15 protein-coding genes are annotated in these 16,620 nt (G+C 40.7%); 10 read left to right on the top strand and 5 right to left on the bottom strand.

Features of this window, described 5'->3' with window-relative positions; genetic code table 11:
* Positions 1-23: 23 nt before the first annotated feature.
* The 8 genes from PTET_RS19285 (at position 24) to adk (ending at position 8,063) form a co-directional block, all read left to right on the top strand.
* Positions 24-146, top strand: coding sequence for a hypothetical protein (locus tag PTET_RS19285; protein WP_255314607.1), 123 nt, complete (start codon positions 24-26; stop codon positions 144-146).
* A gap of 161 nt (positions 147-307) precedes the next feature.
* The gene (apt, locus tag PTET_RS09295) at positions 308-853 is read left to right on the top strand and encodes an adenine phosphoribosyltransferase (RefSeq protein WP_013465193.1); all 546 of its coding nucleotides are present in this window, start codon (positions 308-310) and stop codon (positions 851-853) included.
* A 3-nt stretch (positions 854-856) separates the two neighbouring features.
* Positions 857-3,190 carry a DNA polymerase III subunit gamma/tau gene (gene dnaX / locus PTET_RS09290; protein WP_096038528.1) on the top strand — a complete coding sequence of 778 codons (2,334 nt, stop codon included), beginning with the start codon at positions 857-859 and terminating at the stop codon, positions 3,188-3,190.
* Between the two features lie 60 nt (positions 3,191-3,250).
* Positions 3,251-3,577 carry a YbaB/EbfC family nucleoid-associated protein gene (locus tag PTET_RS09285; RefSeq protein ID WP_010388590.1) on the top strand — a complete coding sequence of 109 codons (327 nt, stop codon included), beginning with the start codon at positions 3,251-3,253 and terminating at the stop codon, positions 3,575-3,577.
* A 6-nt stretch (positions 3,578-3,583) separates the two neighbouring features.
* Positions 3,584-4,192 carry a recombination mediator RecR gene (recR, locus tag PTET_RS09280; protein ID WP_024602877.1) on the top strand — a complete coding sequence of 203 codons (609 nt, stop codon included), beginning with the start codon at positions 3,584-3,586 and terminating at the stop codon, positions 4,190-4,192.
* A gap of 105 nt (positions 4,193-4,297) precedes the next feature.
* The gene (locus PTET_RS09275) at positions 4,298-5,011 is read left to right on the top strand and encodes an RluA family pseudouridine synthase (protein WP_024602878.1); all 714 of its coding nucleotides are present in this window, start codon (positions 4,298-4,300) and stop codon (positions 5,009-5,011) included.
* 130 nt (positions 5,012-5,141) lie between these two features.
* Positions 5,142-7,055: a molecular chaperone HtpG gene (htpG, locus tag PTET_RS09270; RefSeq protein WP_028835071.1), complete on the top strand. Its 1,914-nt coding sequence runs from the start codon at positions 5,142-5,144 to the stop codon at positions 7,053-7,055.
* Between the two features lie 363 nt (positions 7,056-7,418).
* Positions 7,419-8,063 carry an adenylate kinase gene (gene adk / locus PTET_RS09265; protein ID WP_013465187.1) on the top strand — a complete coding sequence of 215 codons (645 nt, stop codon included), beginning with the start codon at positions 7,419-7,421 and terminating at the stop codon, positions 8,061-8,063.
* A 75-nt stretch (positions 8,064-8,138) separates the two neighbouring features.
* Here adk and tpx read toward each other — a convergent pair whose 3' ends face one another.
* The gene (tpx, locus tag PTET_RS09260; RefSeq protein WP_013465186.1) at positions 8,139-8,720 is read right to left on the bottom strand and encodes a thiol peroxidase; all 582 of its coding nucleotides are present in this window, start codon (positions 8,718-8,720) and stop codon (positions 8,139-8,141) included.
* 221 nt (positions 8,721-8,941) lie between these two features.
* Between tpx and PTET_RS09255 the strand changes: the two genes are divergently transcribed.
* Together PTET_RS09255 and PTET_RS09250 are read left to right on the top strand one after the other, a co-directional pair.
* Positions 8,942-9,946: a response regulator gene (locus PTET_RS09255; RefSeq protein ID WP_013465185.1), complete on the top strand. Its 1,005-nt coding sequence runs from the start codon at positions 8,942-8,944 to the stop codon at positions 9,944-9,946.
* A 6-nt stretch (positions 9,947-9,952) separates the two neighbouring features.
* Positions 9,953-10,924 (top strand): sensor domain-containing diguanylate cyclase, encoded by a 972-nt coding sequence (locus PTET_RS09250; protein ID WP_013465184.1) that lies wholly within the window; start codon positions 9,953-9,955, stop codon positions 10,922-10,924.
* A gap of 10 nt (positions 10,925-10,934) precedes the next feature.
* On the opposite strand, the gene PTET_RS09245 is transcribed toward PTET_RS09250, so the two are convergent.
* The 4 genes from PTET_RS09245 to PTET_RS09230 are packed head-to-tail and all read right to left on the bottom strand — an operon-like array spanning position 10,935 to position 16,592.
* Positions 10,935-11,816 (bottom strand): universal stress protein, encoded by an 882-nt coding sequence (locus PTET_RS09245; RefSeq protein WP_096038527.1) that lies wholly within the window; start codon positions 11,814-11,816, stop codon positions 10,935-10,937.
* 5 nt (positions 11,817-11,821) lie between these two features.
* Positions 11,822-13,336, bottom strand: coding sequence for a SpoVR family protein (locus PTET_RS09240; protein WP_028835074.1), 1,515 nt, complete (start codon positions 13,334-13,336; stop codon positions 11,822-11,824).
* A gap of 18 nt (positions 13,337-13,354) precedes the next feature.
* Positions 13,355-14,638 (bottom strand): YeaH/YhbH family protein, encoded by a 1,284-nt coding sequence (locus tag PTET_RS09235; RefSeq protein WP_058154832.1) that lies wholly within the window; start codon positions 14,636-14,638, stop codon positions 13,355-13,357.
* Between the two features lie 31 nt (positions 14,639-14,669).
* Positions 14,670-16,592, bottom strand: a complete 1,923-nt coding sequence (locus PTET_RS09230) for a PrkA family serine protein kinase (protein ID WP_096038526.1) — start codon at positions 16,590-16,592, stop codon at positions 14,670-14,672.
* Between the last annotated feature and the right edge of the window lie 28 nt (positions 16,593-16,620).

The following is a 16,620-nucleotide window of genomic DNA, read 5'->3' as shown; positions in this document are numbered from 1 at the left end:
GTGCTTAATAAAAGGTTGTACCGATGTCAGATGATAAAGAGTTTAAAGACCCGTTTAATGCGGCTTACTTTTTTGCATTTTTAGCCGTGTTTGCTGGAATAGGGTGTTTAAATGCTATTTTAGGTTGGATCACCAGCTTGACGTAATTTTTGCTTTATTTCATAAGGCTGTTGTTTTCATCAGCCTTATATTTTTTTATCTTGTTTACCCTTCCTGAATTTTTATAACTACCGCAAACTCGCAATTTACGCTCACTTAAGGTTATAATCACCTGCTTTGTAATATGAACCATTGAGCAGTTAAAATTATGACTCAAGTAACACCAGCAATTATCAAAAACAGCATTACTACAATTGCTGATTACCCTAAAGCGGGCATTATGTTTCGCGATGTAACAACCCTAATGGCAAACCCTGAAGCGTTTAAAGCAACCATAGATGCATTTATTAACGCCTATAAAGATCAAGGTTTTACTAAAATTATTGGCACAGAATCGCGTGGCTTTATTTTTGGTGCACCGCTATCTTATGCCTTGGGAATTCCTTTTATCCCTGTTCGCAAACCTGGTAAATTACCGCGCGAAGTTATTCGCCAAGATTACCAACTCGAATATGGTGAAGATACATTAGAGCTTCATACTGATGCGATTGTAGCCGGTGACAAAGTATTGCTAGTTGACGACTTGTTGGCGACCGGTGGTACAATTGAAGCAACAGCCAAGTTGGTTGCAAAATTAGGCGGCAACGCCACAGATGCAGCATTCGTCGTATCGTTACCTGAACTAGGTGGGGAGCAGCGTGTTGAAAAAATGGGTATTAAAATCCTAAAATTGGTTGAATTCGAAGGCGAATAATCGATGAGTTATCAGGTTCTAGCGAGAAAATGGCGTCCTCAAACCTTTCATGAATTGGTTGGGCAGTCTCATGTTAAACAAGCGCTGGTTAATGCGCTGAGTCAAAATAGACTGCATCACGCTTATTTATTCACTGGAACCCGTGGTGTTGGTAAAACGACCATTGCGCGTATTTTTGCTAAAAGCTTAAATTGTGATGAGGGCATTTCTGCCACACCATGTGGTCAATGTAGTAGCTGTGTTGATATAGAAGCAGGGCGCTACATTGATTTACTCGAAATAGATGCGGCCTCACGCACAAAAGTTGAAGATACTCGCGAAATACTCGATAACGTTCAATATGCGCCAACCCGCGGACGCTATAAAGTGTACTTAATTGATGAAGTACACATGTTGTCAAAGCACAGCTTTAATGCCTTATTAAAAACGCTCGAAGAGCCACCTGAGCATGTAAAGTTTTTACTGGCGACCACCGATCCACAAAAATTACCGGTAACTATTTTATCGCGCTGCTTACAGTTTAATTTAAATGCCTTGTCGCAAGCTGAAATTAAGCAACAGCTTGAGCATGTTCTTACACAAGAGCATCTCAATTTTGATAATGATGCCCTAAGTATTATTGCTAAAGCAGCCGATGGCAGTATGCGAGATGCGCTGAGCCTGACCGATCAGGCTATTGCCCAAACAAATGGCGATATTAATAATCAAGCTGTTCAAGCCATGCTTGGTTTAATGGATACCCATTATAGTCAGAGTTTACTCGCTGCATTACTCGCGCAGGATGGCGCAGCCTTAATGGCTGAAGTTGCCCAAGTCGCGAGCAGAAATCCTAATTACATTGCACTACTTGATGACTTAATTGCACTTACTCATATTATTCAATTAAGCCAATTAGTGCCTGAAGCGGCAGCACTTGATAGCAATAATGCTGACTACATTAAGCATGTTGCAGCGCACACTCATGCTCAGCAAATTCAAGTGTATTATCAGTTATTACTGAATGGCAAAAAAGATTTACAGTGGGCGCCTGAACCACGCTTAGGGTTTGAGATGATTATGCTACGATTGTTAGCATTTCAACCTGAGCACTCACAAACGACGCATTCAGCACCTAGCTCGCAACCCGCGCCAGAGCAAAATGCCACAGGGCGTACCAATGCATTGCGTGATATTTTAAATAAAAATAAACCAGCGCAGAGCAATAGCACTGAAAGTCAGCCATCAATACATAATCCACAGCCAATAGAGGCTGCTGGGCCTGAGGTTTCGCGCTCTGATAATAGCCGGACTCACATTGAGCAAGAGTCAACGCAAAGTCAGCCAAACGTGTCTGATACAACGCCAATGAGCGATGAACAAGCGCAGCGTCAAAGCGAAGATGATGCCTACATGCAGCACAGCGATGTAGAACAAACCATTGCAGCGCAATACGATGATGTAATGAGTAGCGCGGTTGACCAAGGATTTAATCCTGAGCTATCAAACGTACCTAGTAGCACTGAGCATTCAGCGCCAACAATGGGCGAGCAAGAAGCACGTGCACAGTCTGCAATAGCGCGTATTTTACGTGACAGAAATATTTCCGGTGCGGGCAAACTGTCAAGCGCAGCAACCGAAAAACCTGTTGTGCCAAAATCGACCCCTGCTAGGCCCGTCGATAAACCTATTAGCAATACACCTCAAGCTGTAGCGCAGGAGCCGCCTCCATGGGATAGTGAGACGGGTGATGAGTTACCAAAAAAGCCAGCGCTCCCCATGTCAGGGAGCAAGCCACAGGTAAGCACTAAACCTGCAAATAAAGTTGACTTTAAAGCGAAGCACCAAACAATTACCGAAAATCTTGCACCTGAGCTATTAGAGCAAATTAATCCGCAAAAACCGGCTCCTGTTGTTGAACAAGCACCAAGTATTCCGGTGCCGGATGATTTTCAAAGCCCCATCAGTGAAATTAGATTTGCCCATCAACAAGATGAATGGGCTTATTTAATTAAGCGAATGGGGCTTGGCGGGCGCATGCGCCAGTTTGCCTTGCATTCAATTTTTACCAAGCAAGACAATCATTTTCATATTGAAGTCGATGAATCGCAAAAGCATTTAGATACGCCTATGCTGCGCCAAAAGTTAAATGTGGCGTTATCGACTATTTATGGGCATAACGTTGAGCTAAATATCGACTTTGCCAGTGGGGTGATTGACTCGCCTTATCTAATTCAACAAAAAATTGATGCAGGTCGTCATCAGCAAGCGATTGATGTGATCACAAGTGATGAAAATATAGTACAATTTCAACAGTTATTTAGCGCTGAAATTGACGAAAACAGTATTCAGGCATTGTAATTAACTATCAGTGCCCTTATTTATACTTCAGTTAATGTATTAAAAGAAAGAGAGACGATTATGTTTAAAGGTGGAATGGGTAACATGATGAAGCAAGCGCAGCAAATGCAAGAGCGCATGCAAAAAGCCCAAGAAGAAATCGCAACAATGGAAGTCGTTGGTGAAGCTGGTGCCGGTTTAGTTAAAGTAACCATGCTTGGTAACCACAACGTGCGCCGTGTTGAGCTTGATGAGAGCTTAATGGAAGACGACAAAGACATGATTGAAGATTTACTTGCAGCAGCGTGTAATGATGCTGTTCGCCGCGTTGCTGAAGAAACGCAAGAGCGTATGGGCAAAGTGACAGGCGGTATGCAATTACCGCCTGGTATGAAAATGCCGTTCTAAGCAACTATGCAACTTTCAGATAGTTTAACATCGCTGATAGAGGCACTTCGTTGTCAGCCAGGTATTGGCCCGAAGTCTGCCCAGCGTATTGCGTTTCATTTGTTAGAGCGCGACCGTAAAGGCGGTGCTCAACTTGGTAATGCCTTGACTAAAGCAATGAGCGCTGTAGGTCATTGCCAATCGTGCCGCACATTTACCGAGCAGGCGCAGTGTGATATTTGCTTAAGCACTAAACGCCAAGACAGTGGTATTTTATGTGTTGTTGAATCGCCAACGGATGTACTCGCCATTGAGCAAACAGGTCAATACAAAGGGCTTTACTTTGTATTAATGGGGCATTTATCACCGATTGATGGCATAGGGCCTAAAGAAATTGGCCTTGATGTACTCGAGCAAAAGCTTGCGCAAGGCGGTATTAATGAAGTCATTTTAGCCACAAATCCTTCGGTTGAAGGCGAAACAACGGCGCATTATATTGCTCAGCTTTGCCACAAAAACAATGTGGGTGCATCGCGTATTGCTCATGGTATTCCTGTTGGTGGTGAGCTTGATTTAGTCGATGGAATGACGCTTATGCATGCATTTAGCGGTAGGCGATTAGTCAGCCATGAATAGTTTATTTTAAGCTTAACTATTTGAACTTACTTTAAAAGCCTACATACATGCTGTAGGCTTTTTTGTTGGCTTTAATTGCAATATAAACAAAAGTTTAAGGATGGTATGGCTGCAATAACCCAAAGTGCTAATGTGATTGTTGATGACTTTATCGCACCTGTTTGCCATGAACACATAAAAATTATTTATCAAGATGAGGCGCTTTTAGTGATCAATAAACCTAGCGGTTTATTGAGTTTGTCGGGTAAAAACCCACTAAATTGGGATTCCGTTCATTATCGTTTAGTCAATGGTCAACAGGGTAAAACAGCCGCCTTTGCAGAAGCAAAGTTACCTCATCGATTAGATTTTGGAACCTCAGGGATCATGCTGGTGGCACTCAATAGTGAGTCGGCAAAAAACCTCAATCAACAATTTCAAAGTCACACCATAAGCAAACGCTATGTCGCTATGTTGCAAGGAAAAGTGTGCGATAACCACGGACAAATAAATTACCCGATTGCTAAAGACAAACTCTATTTTCCTCGTGTTAAGTTATGTAACACCACAGGCAAAGCGGCCTTAACACACTACACAGTACTTAAGCGTTTTATACAACCAATCAAGACGTTAGTGCAATTTACCCCCGTTACTGGTCGAACGCATCAATTACGTATTCATAGTCATGCAATTGGGCATCCTATTTTAGGCTGCGATTTGTATAAAAGTGAACAGAGTGAGCAGATGGCGTCGCGTTTGCAGTTACATGCCAGCGATATATACTTTCATCATCCAAGCACTCAAAAGCCGATGCATTTACACTGTGCTAGCCCATTTTGAACAGTTATTGCTTTTTATAATATTGTTGTTTTTTGCTGGCAGCTTTTTTTACTTTTTTCCCTTGAAGTTCTGACACCTCCCCCCATATTAAGTGCATAACGCAGACACTTTGCAAATTGGAGATACATAAATGACTGCAGCACAAAAAGAAACATTAGGCTTTCAAACAGAAGTAAAACAATTACTAAACTTAATGATTCACTCGCTTTATTCTAATAAAGAAATATTTTTACGTGAGCTTGTATCAAACGCATCTGATGCAGCCGATAAATTACGCTTTTTAGCGTTATCAAACGGCGACCTATATCAAGGTGATGCTGATTTACGTGTACGTATTAGTGCTGATAAAGAAGCCAATACGATAACCATTTCTGATAATGGTATTGGTATGACACGTGATGAAGTGATCAGCTCTTTAGGTACAATTGCAAAGTCGGGTACCGCAGAGTTTTTCAAAAACTTAACGGGCGACCAAAGCAAAGATTCACAACTTATTGGTCAATTTGGTGTGGGCTTTTACTCAGCGTTTATTGTTGCTGATGAAGTGACAGTGCGTACCCGTAAAGCAGGCGAGACAACAGCTGTAGAGTGGCAATCAAAAGGTGAAGGTGAATACACGCTGCAAGAAATTGAAAAAGAAGGCCGCGGTACAGACATTATTCTACACCTACGTGAAGAAGAAAAAGAGTACGCAGACGAATGGCGCCTTCGTAGTATCGTGACTAAATACTCTGATCATATTTCTACACCAGTACAAATGTACAAAGCAGAAGTACCAGAGTCTGAAGGCGAAGACGGTGAGAAAATTCCAGCAGTTCCTGGTGAGTGGGAAAGCATTAACCGTGCTACGGCATTGTGGACGCGTGATAAGTCTGAAATCTCTGAAGATGAATACAAAGAATTTTACAAGCATGTAAGCCATGACTGGGAAGATCCACTTAGTTGGGGACATAACAAAGTTGAAGGTAAAACTGAATACACCAGTTTGTTATACATTCCGAAAAAAGCGCCGTTTGATTTATGGAACCGCGAGCGCCAAAGTGGCTTAAAATTATACGTGCAACGTGTATTCATTATGGATGATGCTGAGCAGTTTATGCCAAGCTACCTGCGTTTCGTTAAAGGTCTATTAGATTCAAATGATTTACCACTAAACGTATCGCGTGAAATACTTCAAGATAACAAAGTGACCCAAGCTATCCGTAAGGGGTGTACGTCGCGTATTATTAAAATGCTTGAGCGTATGGCGAAAAACAAAGCCGATGATTACCAAACGTTTTGGAATGAATTTGGTCAAGTAATGAAAGAAGGTCCAGCAGAAGATGCGGCTAACAAAGAGAGCATTGCTAAGCTATTACGTTTTGCTTCAACGCATACCGATTCAGACACTCAAGATGTATCGCTTGAACAATACATTGAGCGTATGAAAGACAGCCAAGATAAAATTTACTATGTTGTTGCTGACTCATTTATTGCAGCTAAAAACTCACCGCATTTAGAGATCTTCCGCAAAAAAGGCATTGAAGTTTTACTACTAAGTGACCGTGTTGATGAGTGGATGATGAGCCACTTAACTGAATTTGCAGACAAGCAATTTCAATCAATTACTCGCGGTGATTTAGATTTAGGTGACTTAGACGACGAAGAAACTAAAAAAGCACAAGAAGAGTCTGAAAAAGAAGTTGCAGGCCTTATTGAGCGTATTAAAACCGCATTAGGTGATGATGTTAAAGAAGTACGCTTTACACATCGTTTAACCGATTCGCCAGCCTGTGTGGTGAGCGATGACAATGATATGAGCTCGCAAATGCAAAAGCTGATGGAGTCAGTAGGTCAAGCAGTGCCAGAAGCTAAACCTGTGTTTGAGCTAAACCCTGAGCACCAGATTGTTAAGCATTTAAATGATGAGCAAGACGAAGATAAATTTGCGCAGTGGTCACATGTATTGCTAGATCAAGCATTACTAGCTGAGCGCGGTACGCTTAAAGATCCAACTGGATTTGTCACTCGCTTAAATAAACTTATGCTTGATTTAAGTAAATAAGTATTAAAAATCAATGATTGAGTAAAAAGGGAACGTTTGTTCCCTTTTTTTATGCGCTGGAGCATAGAGTTTATTGATTTTTAAAGGTTAAATTTGCTGCATATACGCTGACCGAAGGGGTCTGTCTGCCTACATGGATGGTGGCAAATGGCGTGAGCAGGACGCAGAAGCTTTGCTCGATTTTTACTCAGCCTACTAAGTTGCAAACCTTGCGCCGCGATTAAACTCCCCCTGGTTTGCACAAATATTAATCCGCAAAGGCCAACAGACTCTAGACAATTAGTATAAGTTACTTGAGTATCTGCGGCGCTTGTGGAAGAATTCAGACTTTAAAAATAAACTCTCATATTAGGGGACAATGATATGCGCATTATTCTTTTGGGCGCGCCGGGTGCAGGTAAAGGTACTCAAGCTCAGTTTTTAATGGATAGATACGGTATTCCACAAATTTCTACCGGTGATATGCTACGAGCTGCAATTAAAGAGGGCACACCACTTGGCCTTGAAGCAAAAAAAGTAATGGACGCAGGTCAGTTAATTTCTGATGACATCATCATTGGCCTTGTTAAAGAGCGCATTGCAAAACCTGATTGTGAGAAAGGCTTTTTACTTGATGGCTTCCCACGTACCATTCCACAAGCTGATGCAATGAAAGATAATGGCGTTGTCGTTGATCACGTTATTGAATTTGATGTTGCTGATGAAGTGATTGTTGAGCGTATGGGTGGCCGTCGTGTTCATCCTGGTTCTGGTCGTGTTTATCATGTTGTTTACAATCCACCAAAAGAGGAAGGTAAAGACAACGAAACAGGCGAAGAGCTTATTATCCGTGCGGATGACACAGAAGAGACAGTTCGTAAACGCTTAGGCATTTACCATGAGCAAACAATGCCATTGGTTGACTACTACCAAGCAGAAGCGCAAGCGGGTAATACGCAGTACCATAAATTAGACGGTACTCAAGCGGTTGAAGCAGTAAGCAAGCAACTAGCTGAGCTTTTGGGTTAATTTTTATCTAAAATTAAAAGCATAATTAAAAAAAAACCGCTTCATAGCGGTTTTTTATTATCTGAAATTCGACCTTTAAAGCGTTTTAAGCTTTTCAATAACGCTATCGTATTCAGGCTCGGTTGATAAGCTACTAACTAATTGTTTATATATAACTTTATGGCTTTTATCGAGAATAAAAACAGCGCGAGTAAGTAACCCCATATCTTTAATTATTAACCCATACTTTTGGCCAAAATCACGCCATACAGAATCAGACAGTGTCGTAACTTTATCGATATTTTCTGCTTTGCAAAAACGTTTTTGTGCAAAAGGTAGGTCGGCACTAATCGTCAACATGGCCACGCCAGGAAACTGTTGCGCTACTTTTTCATTAAAATGCTTTGTTTGTAGGCTACAAATGCCAGTATCTAAGCTTGGTACTACGCTGATTAATACAGCTTGCCCTTGGTAATTTTCTAATGTAATGGCAGTAAAGCTGTCGTCGACCACTTTAAAATTTGGCGCATCAGCACCGACTTTGAGGCCTTGGCCTAGTAACGTAACAGGTTTACCTTGCGCTGTTACTTTTCCTGCATCTAAGGTGTTTTCAGGTAACTCTGATGCAAAACTAGTGCAACAAAATAGGCTCAATGCAAAGGCTAATGAACGACGCATGGATTTTTTCCTTTTAAGAATTAACGTAATAGTGGTGAGTGTATTATACTGTGATGGAGTTACCAAGCAGAATAATTGACGCGTTTATTTTTCCCTAAAATTGTAAATAAGCAATACTTTGATTACTATGTATATATAAGAAATAGGTATTAATTAATAATATCCGTGCCTTTATTTTTTGCGGTGTCAGCGTACAACAAGTTTTAAAATAGAGAGATAATATGTCAACATCGGTTTTAATTTGTGATGATTCAAAACTAGCTAGACGTCAATTAGCTCGCTCTTTACCCGATGATTGGGATATTAAAGTTGAATTTGCATGTGACGGTGTAGACTGCATAAAACAAATAACTAAAGCCCAGCCTGAAATTCTTTTCCTTGATTTAAATATGCCAGAAATGGACGGCTATGGCGTGCTTGCTGCAATGAAAGAGCAAGGACTCGACGTTCTCACTGTTGTGGTATCAGGCGATATTCAACCGAGTGCGCATCAACGTGTGCTTGAGCTTGGCGCCATAGATTTTATTCAAAAACCGTGTTCCCCCGAAAAGCTTGCTGCCATTATTGAACATCATGGTATTAGAGATAGAGCACTGCGTGAACGCATGTCTCACTCGTTAGGTGAACAAGTTGACCCTGATGTTCGTGATATATATCAAGAGCTGACTAATGTTGCCATGGGTCAAGCGGGAGATTTACTTGCAAGACTGCTTAATGTATTTGTTAAGTTACCCATTCCTAATGTTAATGTTTTAGAAGTCAGTGAGCTCAACATGGCGTTAAGCTCTGTTGATACCAATGATACTACATCGGGTATTTGCCAAGGCTTTATAGGTGGCGGGGTATCTGGCGAGGCATTATTACTTTTAAATGACTCTAGTTTTAAAGAAATAGCCTCACTGATGAATTACGAAGGTGAACTAAACGACAAGGTTGAGTTAGAGTTGCTAATGGATGTAAGTAACATTTTAATTGGCGCTATTTTAACCGGCTTGTCAAAACAGCTCGACATGACCTTTAGCCAAGGGCATCCAATAGTTTTGGGGCAGCATCGGGACGTTTCTGAACTTGTTCAGTCGAATAAGTCGCGCTGGCAACGGACTCTAGCCATAGAAATAAGTTACGGTATTGAAAATCATGATATTAGTTGTGATTTAATGTTGCTCTTTACTGAAGATTCACTGAAAACTTTGAAATACAAAGTTGCTTATCTACTAGAAGATTAAATATTTATGCCAGCTGATTTAGATTTGAATGAAATCCATTGGTTAATGGATATGTTTAATACGGTTGATGTCGGTCTTGTTGTACTCGATCGAGAATACAAAGTGCATGTATGGAATGGTTTTATGGAAAATCATTCTGGTTTGTTACCGAGCGCTGTGAAAGACAAAGACTTATTTGATTTATTTCCGGCCATTGATGAAAAATGGTTTAGAAGTAAATCTGAGTCAGTGTTTGTATTAAAGAATCGTTCATTTACTATTTGGGAGCAGCAGCCGTATATTTTTCGTTTTAAAAACTACCGACCAATTACCGGTAAAGCGGACTATATGTATCAAAATGCCACGTTTATTCCACTTACCAATGTGCGAGGCGAAGTCGAGCATATTTGTATTATTATTTACGATGTGACAGATATTGCGGTTAACAAAAAAGAACTAGAAGAGTTAAATAAAAAACTAGAACAAGTAAGCCAAACAGATAGTTTAACCCAGCTTGCCAATAGAGGGCATTGGGAGCACTTACTGCACCAAGAATTTTTACGAACGAAGCGAAACGAAGGTTGTTGCTCGTTATTAATTTTTGATATTGACCACTTTAAAAAGGTAAATGATGATTTTGGACACAGTGCTGGAGATGAAGCACTTCGTCATATAGCGAGTTTACTGAAAACTGCATTGCGTGAAACAGACATTGCTGGGCGATACGGCGGTGAAGAGTTTGTTGTTACTTTATTAGATACCGATAAACAAGGGGCGATTGTATTTGCTGAACGTTTACGCCAATTAATTGAAACCTCTCCGGCGAAATACAATGAGCACACGGTGCATATGGCCATTAGTGTGGGTATTGCGTGTTTTGATGATCAGTTTAAAGATCACGAACGCTGGATTGAAGCTGCCGATAAAGCGCTTTATCATTCAAAAGAAACAGGTCGAAATAAAGTGTCGGTATACGCTGATATAAAAAATGATGCTTAGGCATCATTTTTTAATTGGGGGGTAAAATAAGCAAGTCAGTTTTAAGTAAGCGCATTATTTTTTCTGCAGTATTACCAATGAGTTTTGCTTTAATTCCTACATTCCCAACAGATCCTATAATCACTAAATCAGCATTGAGCTTGGCCGCTAAGCTTGGGATCACCTGCTCAGGTAAACCCGCTTTAATATAAAGTTTGTCGCGTAAGTTATTATCAATAATGAGTTGTTGCTGTGATTGAGGTAATTTCTCAAAGGCATTGACTAGTTGCTCTTCTGAAAATACTAAGCCTAAATCTCTTAATATTGGAGAAATATACACTGTGTAGCCGGCATAAAATTCACAGTCTGTTCGCTGTGCGTATGCTAGGCCATATTTAATAATTGACTGATTAAGCTTATGTTTTGCGGTTTTTTCGCTGGCTAAATCAAGTGCGGCGAGTATGTTGGTATGCTTGCGCCATTTGTTATCTGCCGCTAAATACAAAGCGATGGGCGTAAAGCGGATAAGTTGCCAATCAAGTTCACTAAATTGGCTGTCGCTGTCGATATGGCGTGTTTTTATCACCATTTCGTAGTCATCAGTATTAATATCTTCGTTAAGCCACTGCTCGGGGGCTTCATGCCATGCGGTTTGAAAGGTATAACTGCAACCCTCCAGTTCTGCGCTAATCAGTGGCTCCAACTGTGCCCTTAATGATGAAAGGCATTTATCTTGCAGCGCAAGTAGTTGTTCTGGCGACAGAGAAAATAAAATATTGCCGGTTTCTTCAAAGCTAAATGCAACAATATCAATATGTTTATTCCCTTGCAGCGCTTTTTGTTTAGCATGCTTCAATGACGTTTTTGCAAATTCAACCGAATCAATCAGTACAAGAAGCTTTTTTTTGTCCATTATTTTTACTCTGTTGTATGGCGTGAATCATCAATTGGACATTGACCAATGGTTGAAATCTCACCAGAATTTGACTCCTGTTCCAGTTTTACCTTAAAGCCCCATAGTCTGTAAAGGTGTTTTAATACTTCCCCATGGGAGTTAGCCAGTGGAACGGCATTATGAGGTACATATCGTAGGGTTAAAGAGCGGTCGCCGCGTAAGTCAACATCGTAAACTTGTATGTTAGGCTCATGATTACTAAGGTTATATTGTGCAGAAAGTGCTTCTCTAACCGCTTTGTAGCCATTATCGTCGTGAATAGCGCCTATTTCTAAATGTGGGTTACTAGCATGGTCGACTATGGTGAATAATTTAAAATCCCGAATCAGCTTAGGGGATAAAAATTGGCTAATAAAACTCTCATCTTTGAAATTTTGCATTGCAAAGTGCAGTGTCTCGAGCCAGTCACTGCCCGCATGCTCAGGGAACCAGCGTTTATCTTCTTCTGTTGGGTTTTCACAAATACGACGTATATCAACCATCATATTAAAGCCCAGTGCATAGGGGTTAATACCTGAGTAATAATCGCTATTGTATGGAGGTTGGTACACAACATTAGTATGGCTTTGTAAAAACTCCAACATAAATGAGTCGGTTAGTTTTCCCTCATCATATAAATGGTTCAAAATAGTGTAGTGCCAAAAAGTGGCCCAACCTTCATTCATTACTTGGGTTTGTTTTTGCGGGTAAAAGTATTGTGATATTTTTCGCACTATCCTGACGATTTCTCGCTGCCATGACTCGAGTAAAGGAGCATTTTTTTCAATAAAGTACAGAATATTTTCCTGTGGCTCTTGCGGGAAGTGGCGTTCGTGTTTTTTTGACTCTTGCTGTTGAGAAGGAATGGTACGCCATAATTCGTTAACTTGTGATTGCAAATACTCAGCCCGTTCTTGCTGACGCTTTTGCTCTTCAAATAACGAAATTCGTTGTGGACGTTTGTACCTATCAACACCGTAACTCATTAATGCATGACATGAGTCGAGTATGCTTTCTACTTCGGAAATACCGTATTTTTCTTCACAGCGGCTAATATAGTTTTTAGCAAACAATAAATAATCAATAATTGAGCCTGCATCAGTCCAAGTTTTAAATAAATAATTACCTTTAAAAAATGAGTTATGCCCATAGCAAGCATGTGCCATAACCAGTGCCTGCATCGGAAGGGTGTTTTCTTCCATTAGGTAAGCAATACAGGGGTTCGAATTAATCACAATTTCATACGCAAGTCCCATTTGGCCGCGTTTATAATTTTGCTCCGTTTGAATAAATTTTTTACCATACGACCAGTGAGTGTAGCCAATGGGCATGCCTACACTTGAGTAGGCATCCATCATTTGTTCTGCGGTGATCACTTCAATTTGGTTAGGGTAGGTGTCTAGCTTATAGTGCTCAGCCACACGCGCTATTTCGTCTTGGTATTGTTGCAATAGTTCAAAGGTCCAATCGGGCCCATCACTTATTCGATTATCTTTCATAATGCTACCTCGCTTTGGCTATGCAGCCCCTTGCTGTTGACGACCTTTTTTAAATAGCTCCCTAAATATAGGGTAAATATCTTCAACACCTTGGATATGCTGGATGGCAAAATTACTGTTCGTTTGACTAATGTTTTGATACTCGCGCCATAAACTTTGATGAGCACGTGTGGTAATTTCTATATAGGCAAAATAGCGAACAGCTTTAAGTATTTTATTACGTAAAATGTGTCCACATTGGGGCGTGTCATCGGCCCAATTATCACCATCAGAAGCTTGTGCTGCGTATATATTCCATTCATCAGCATTATAGCGCTCAGCTATTATTTCATTCATCAGTTTTAGTGCACTTGAAACAATGGTACCGCCTGTTTCTTGTGAATAAAAAAACTCTTGCTCATCAACTTCTTTGGCTTGGGTATGATGGCGAATATACACAACGTCGATGTCTTTGTAGCTGCGAGTTAAAAACTGATAAAGCAAAATGTAAAAGCGTTTTGCCATGTCTTTTGTTGCTTGATCCATTGAACCTGACACATCCATAATACAAAACATCACCGCTTTACTGGTTGGGTGTGGTTGCTTGTCGTAGTTACGAAAACGTAAGTCGTAATTATCGATAAAGGGCACGGTTTTTATTTGCTGTTTGAGTGTGTCGATTTCTTTTTGTAATAAGGCCACAGCGGCTTTATCACAGTGTGGTTGTTCAAGCAGCAGTGCTAGTTGCCCCTCAAGCTCGCTAAGGCGGCGTTTTTTACCTGCGGTCATTGCAATACGACGAGCTAGAGAGCCTTGTAATGAGCGCACTACATCAATATTACTGGGCATACCATCACTGCAAAACCCAGCGCGATGGGTTTTCATTTGCACTAGCTTATCAAGCTGATTTTCTTGCAAATTAGGGAGTTCTAAATCCTCAAATAACAAATCAAGGTATTCATCTTTAGAGATAGAAAAAACAAATTCATCTTGGCCTTCGCCAGAGTCACTTGCTTCACCTTCGCCTGCGCCACCGCCTTTGCCTCCTTTAGGGCGTTCTATTTTGTCGCCAGTAGAGAACTGATCGTTCCCAGGGTGTATTTGCTCTCTATTACCGCCTCTACCTTGATGAAAAGTAGGTTCGCTAATATCACGCTGCGGAATAGAGATACTCTCTCCAGAGCTTGAATCAGTGACACTGCGTTTATTGATCGCATCAGACACCGCTTCTTTGATCTGCTTTTTATAACGTCTAATAAAACGCTGGCGGTTAACTGTGCTTTTGTTTTTGCCATTTAAACGCCTGTCGATAAAATGCGCCATAATGACCTCCTAAAAACTGCAATTATGAAGGTTATTGCGATTTTCTAACCCGTAAATACCACTCAGATAGCAAGCGCACTTGTTTTTGCGTGTAGCCTTTTTCAACCATACGATTAACAAAGTCCTCATGCTTTTGCTGATCTTCAGCTGATGTTTTTGCATTAAATGAAATAACAGGGAGTAAGTCTTCCGTGTTTGAGAACATTTTTTTCTCAATAACCGTGCGTAGTTTTTCATAACTTGTCCACAGCGGATTTTTGCCATTGTTATGAGCGCGAGCACGCAGTACAAAGTTAACAATTTCATTTCTAAAATCTTTAGGGTTTGAAATACCTGCAGGCTTTTCTATTTTTTCAAGCTCAGCGTTGAGTGCATCACGGTCAAATAATTGCCCTGTATCAGGGTCGCGGTATTCTTGATCTTGAATCCAAAAGTCAGCATAAATAACGTAGCGGTCAAAAATATTTTGGCCATATTCTGAATATGACTCTAAGTACGCGGTTTGTAGCTCTTTACCTATAAACTCAACATATTGTGGAATTAAATAGCCTTTTAAAAAGCTTAAATAACGTTCTTCAACCTCGGCACTAAATTGTTCACGCTCAATTTGTTGCTCAAGCACATAAAACAAATGCACAGGGTTGGCGGCCACTTCGGTGGTGTCAAAGTTGAATACTCGCGATAAAATCTTAAACGCAAAACGGGTTGAAAGACCGGTCATGCCCTCATCAACACCAGCATAATCACGATACTCTTGATACGACTTCGCTTTTGGATCGGTGTCTTTAAGGGTTTCACCATCGTAAACTCGCATCTTAGAGTAAATGCTTGAGTTTTCCGGTTCTTTTAAGCGCGAAAGAGTGGTAAATTGAGCTAAAATTTTAAGTGTACCTGGCGCACAGGGGGCGTTGTAAAGCTCACTGTGTTCAATAAGCTTATCGTAAATTTTAATTTCTTCGGTCACTCGTAAGCAATAAGGGACCTTAACAATATAAACACGGTCTAAAAAGGCTTCGTTGTTTTTATTGTTTTTAAAGGTTTGCCATTCTGACTCGTTGGAGTGGGCGAGTATCATGCCGTTAAATGGCAGGGCGCTTATGCCTTCTGTGCCGTTATAGTTACCTTCCTGGGTAGCTGTTAAAAGCGGATGTAACACTTTTATGGGGGCTTTAAACATTTCCACAAATTCCATTAAGCCTTGGTTGGCTAAACATAATGCGCCTGAATAGGCATAAGCATCAGGATCATTTTGTGCAAAGTGTTCAAGTTGGCGAATATCGACCTTACCGACAAGAGCAGAAATATCTTGATTGTTTTCATCTCCGGGCTCTGTTTTAGCAATCGCAACTTGATTTAAAATTGATGGGAAGCGTTTAACCACTCTAAATTGACTAATATCACCATTAAATTCTTGTAAACGTTTTGCGGCCCATGGCGACATTACCGTTTTGAGGTAACGAGACTTAATTCCATATTCTTTTTCGAGTAGGCTGGCATCTTCAACGGGATCAAATAATGACAGCGGATGGTCATTAACCGGGGAGCCCTTAATTGCATAAATAGGCACTCGTTGCATTAAATACTTTAGCTTTTCAGCAATCGATGACTTACCGCCACCCACCGGACCAAGCAAGTAAAGCACTTGTTTACACTCTTCTAATCCTTGCGCGGCGTGTTTTAGATAAGAAACAATTTGCTCAATGGCGTCTTCCATACCATAAAAATCGGCAAATGCAGGGTAACGTGCAACAACACGGTTCGAAAATAAGCGACTTAAACGAGTATCGGTAGCGGTATCTACCATTTTAGGCTCGCCAATGGCCATCAGTAATCTTTCAGGAGCACTGGCATAAGCAGACTTATCGGTTTTACAAATTTCTAGAAACTCAGCAACACTGTACTCTTCTTCTTGTGTTGATTCATAACGTGCTTGGTAGTGATCAAAAATAGTCATAATGACCTCCGAAACCTACTTGGAAAAT

This window comes from Pseudoalteromonas tetraodonis (genome assembly GCF_002310835.1).
GTDB classification, from domain to species: domain Bacteria; phylum Pseudomonadota; class Gammaproteobacteria; order Enterobacterales; family Alteromonadaceae; genus Pseudoalteromonas; species Pseudoalteromonas tetraodonis.
This window is presented reverse-complemented; position numbering and strand designations above follow the sequence as displayed.

Excerpts from the sequence above, each read along its gene's own strand:
- PTET_RS19285 (WP_255314607.1), top strand. The coding sequence starts at position 24 with ATGTCAGATGATAAAGAGTTTAAAGACCCGTTTAATGCGGCTTACTTT.
- apt (WP_013465193.1), top strand. The coding sequence starts at position 308 with ATGACTCAAGTAACACCAGCAATTATCAAAAACAGCATTACTACAATT.
- dnaX (WP_096038528.1), top strand. The coding sequence starts at position 857 with ATGAGTTATCAGGTTCTAGCGAGAAAATGGCGTCCTCAAACCTTTCAT.
- PTET_RS09285 (WP_010388590.1), top strand. The coding sequence starts at position 3,251 with ATGTTTAAAGGTGGAATGGGTAACATGATGAAGCAAGCGCAGCAAATG.
- recR (WP_024602877.1), top strand. The coding sequence starts at position 3,584 with ATGCAACTTTCAGATAGTTTAACATCGCTGATAGAGGCACTTCGTTGT.
- PTET_RS09275 (WP_024602878.1), top strand. The coding sequence starts at position 4,298 with ATGGCTGCAATAACCCAAAGTGCTAATGTGATTGTTGATGACTTTATC.
- htpG (WP_028835071.1), top strand. The coding sequence starts at position 5,142 with ATGACTGCAGCACAAAAAGAAACATTAGGCTTTCAAACAGAAGTAAAA.
- adk (WP_013465187.1), top strand. The coding sequence starts at position 7,419 with ATGCGCATTATTCTTTTGGGCGCGCCGGGTGCAGGTAAAGGTACTCAA.
- tpx (WP_013465186.1), bottom strand. The coding sequence starts at position 8,720 with ATGCGTCGTTCATTAGCCTTTGCATTGAGCCTATTTTGTTGCACTAGT.
- PTET_RS09255 (WP_013465185.1), top strand. The coding sequence starts at position 8,942 with ATGTCAACATCGGTTTTAATTTGTGATGATTCAAAACTAGCTAGACGT.
- PTET_RS09250 (WP_013465184.1), top strand. The coding sequence starts at position 9,953 with ATGCCAGCTGATTTAGATTTGAATGAAATCCATTGGTTAATGGATATG.
- PTET_RS09245 (WP_096038527.1), bottom strand. The coding sequence starts at position 11,816 with ATGGACAAAAAAAAGCTTCTTGTACTGATTGATTCGGTTGAATTTGCA.
- PTET_RS09240 (WP_028835074.1), bottom strand. The coding sequence starts at position 13,336 with ATGAAAGATAATCGAATAAGTGATGGGCCCGATTGGACCTTTGAACTA.
- PTET_RS09235 (WP_058154832.1), bottom strand. The coding sequence starts at position 14,638 with ATGGCGCATTTTATCGACAGGCGTTTAAATGGCAAAAACAAAAGCACA.
- PTET_RS09230 (WP_096038526.1), bottom strand. The coding sequence starts at position 16,592 with ATGACTATTTTTGATCACTACCAAGCACGTTATGAATCAACACAAGAA.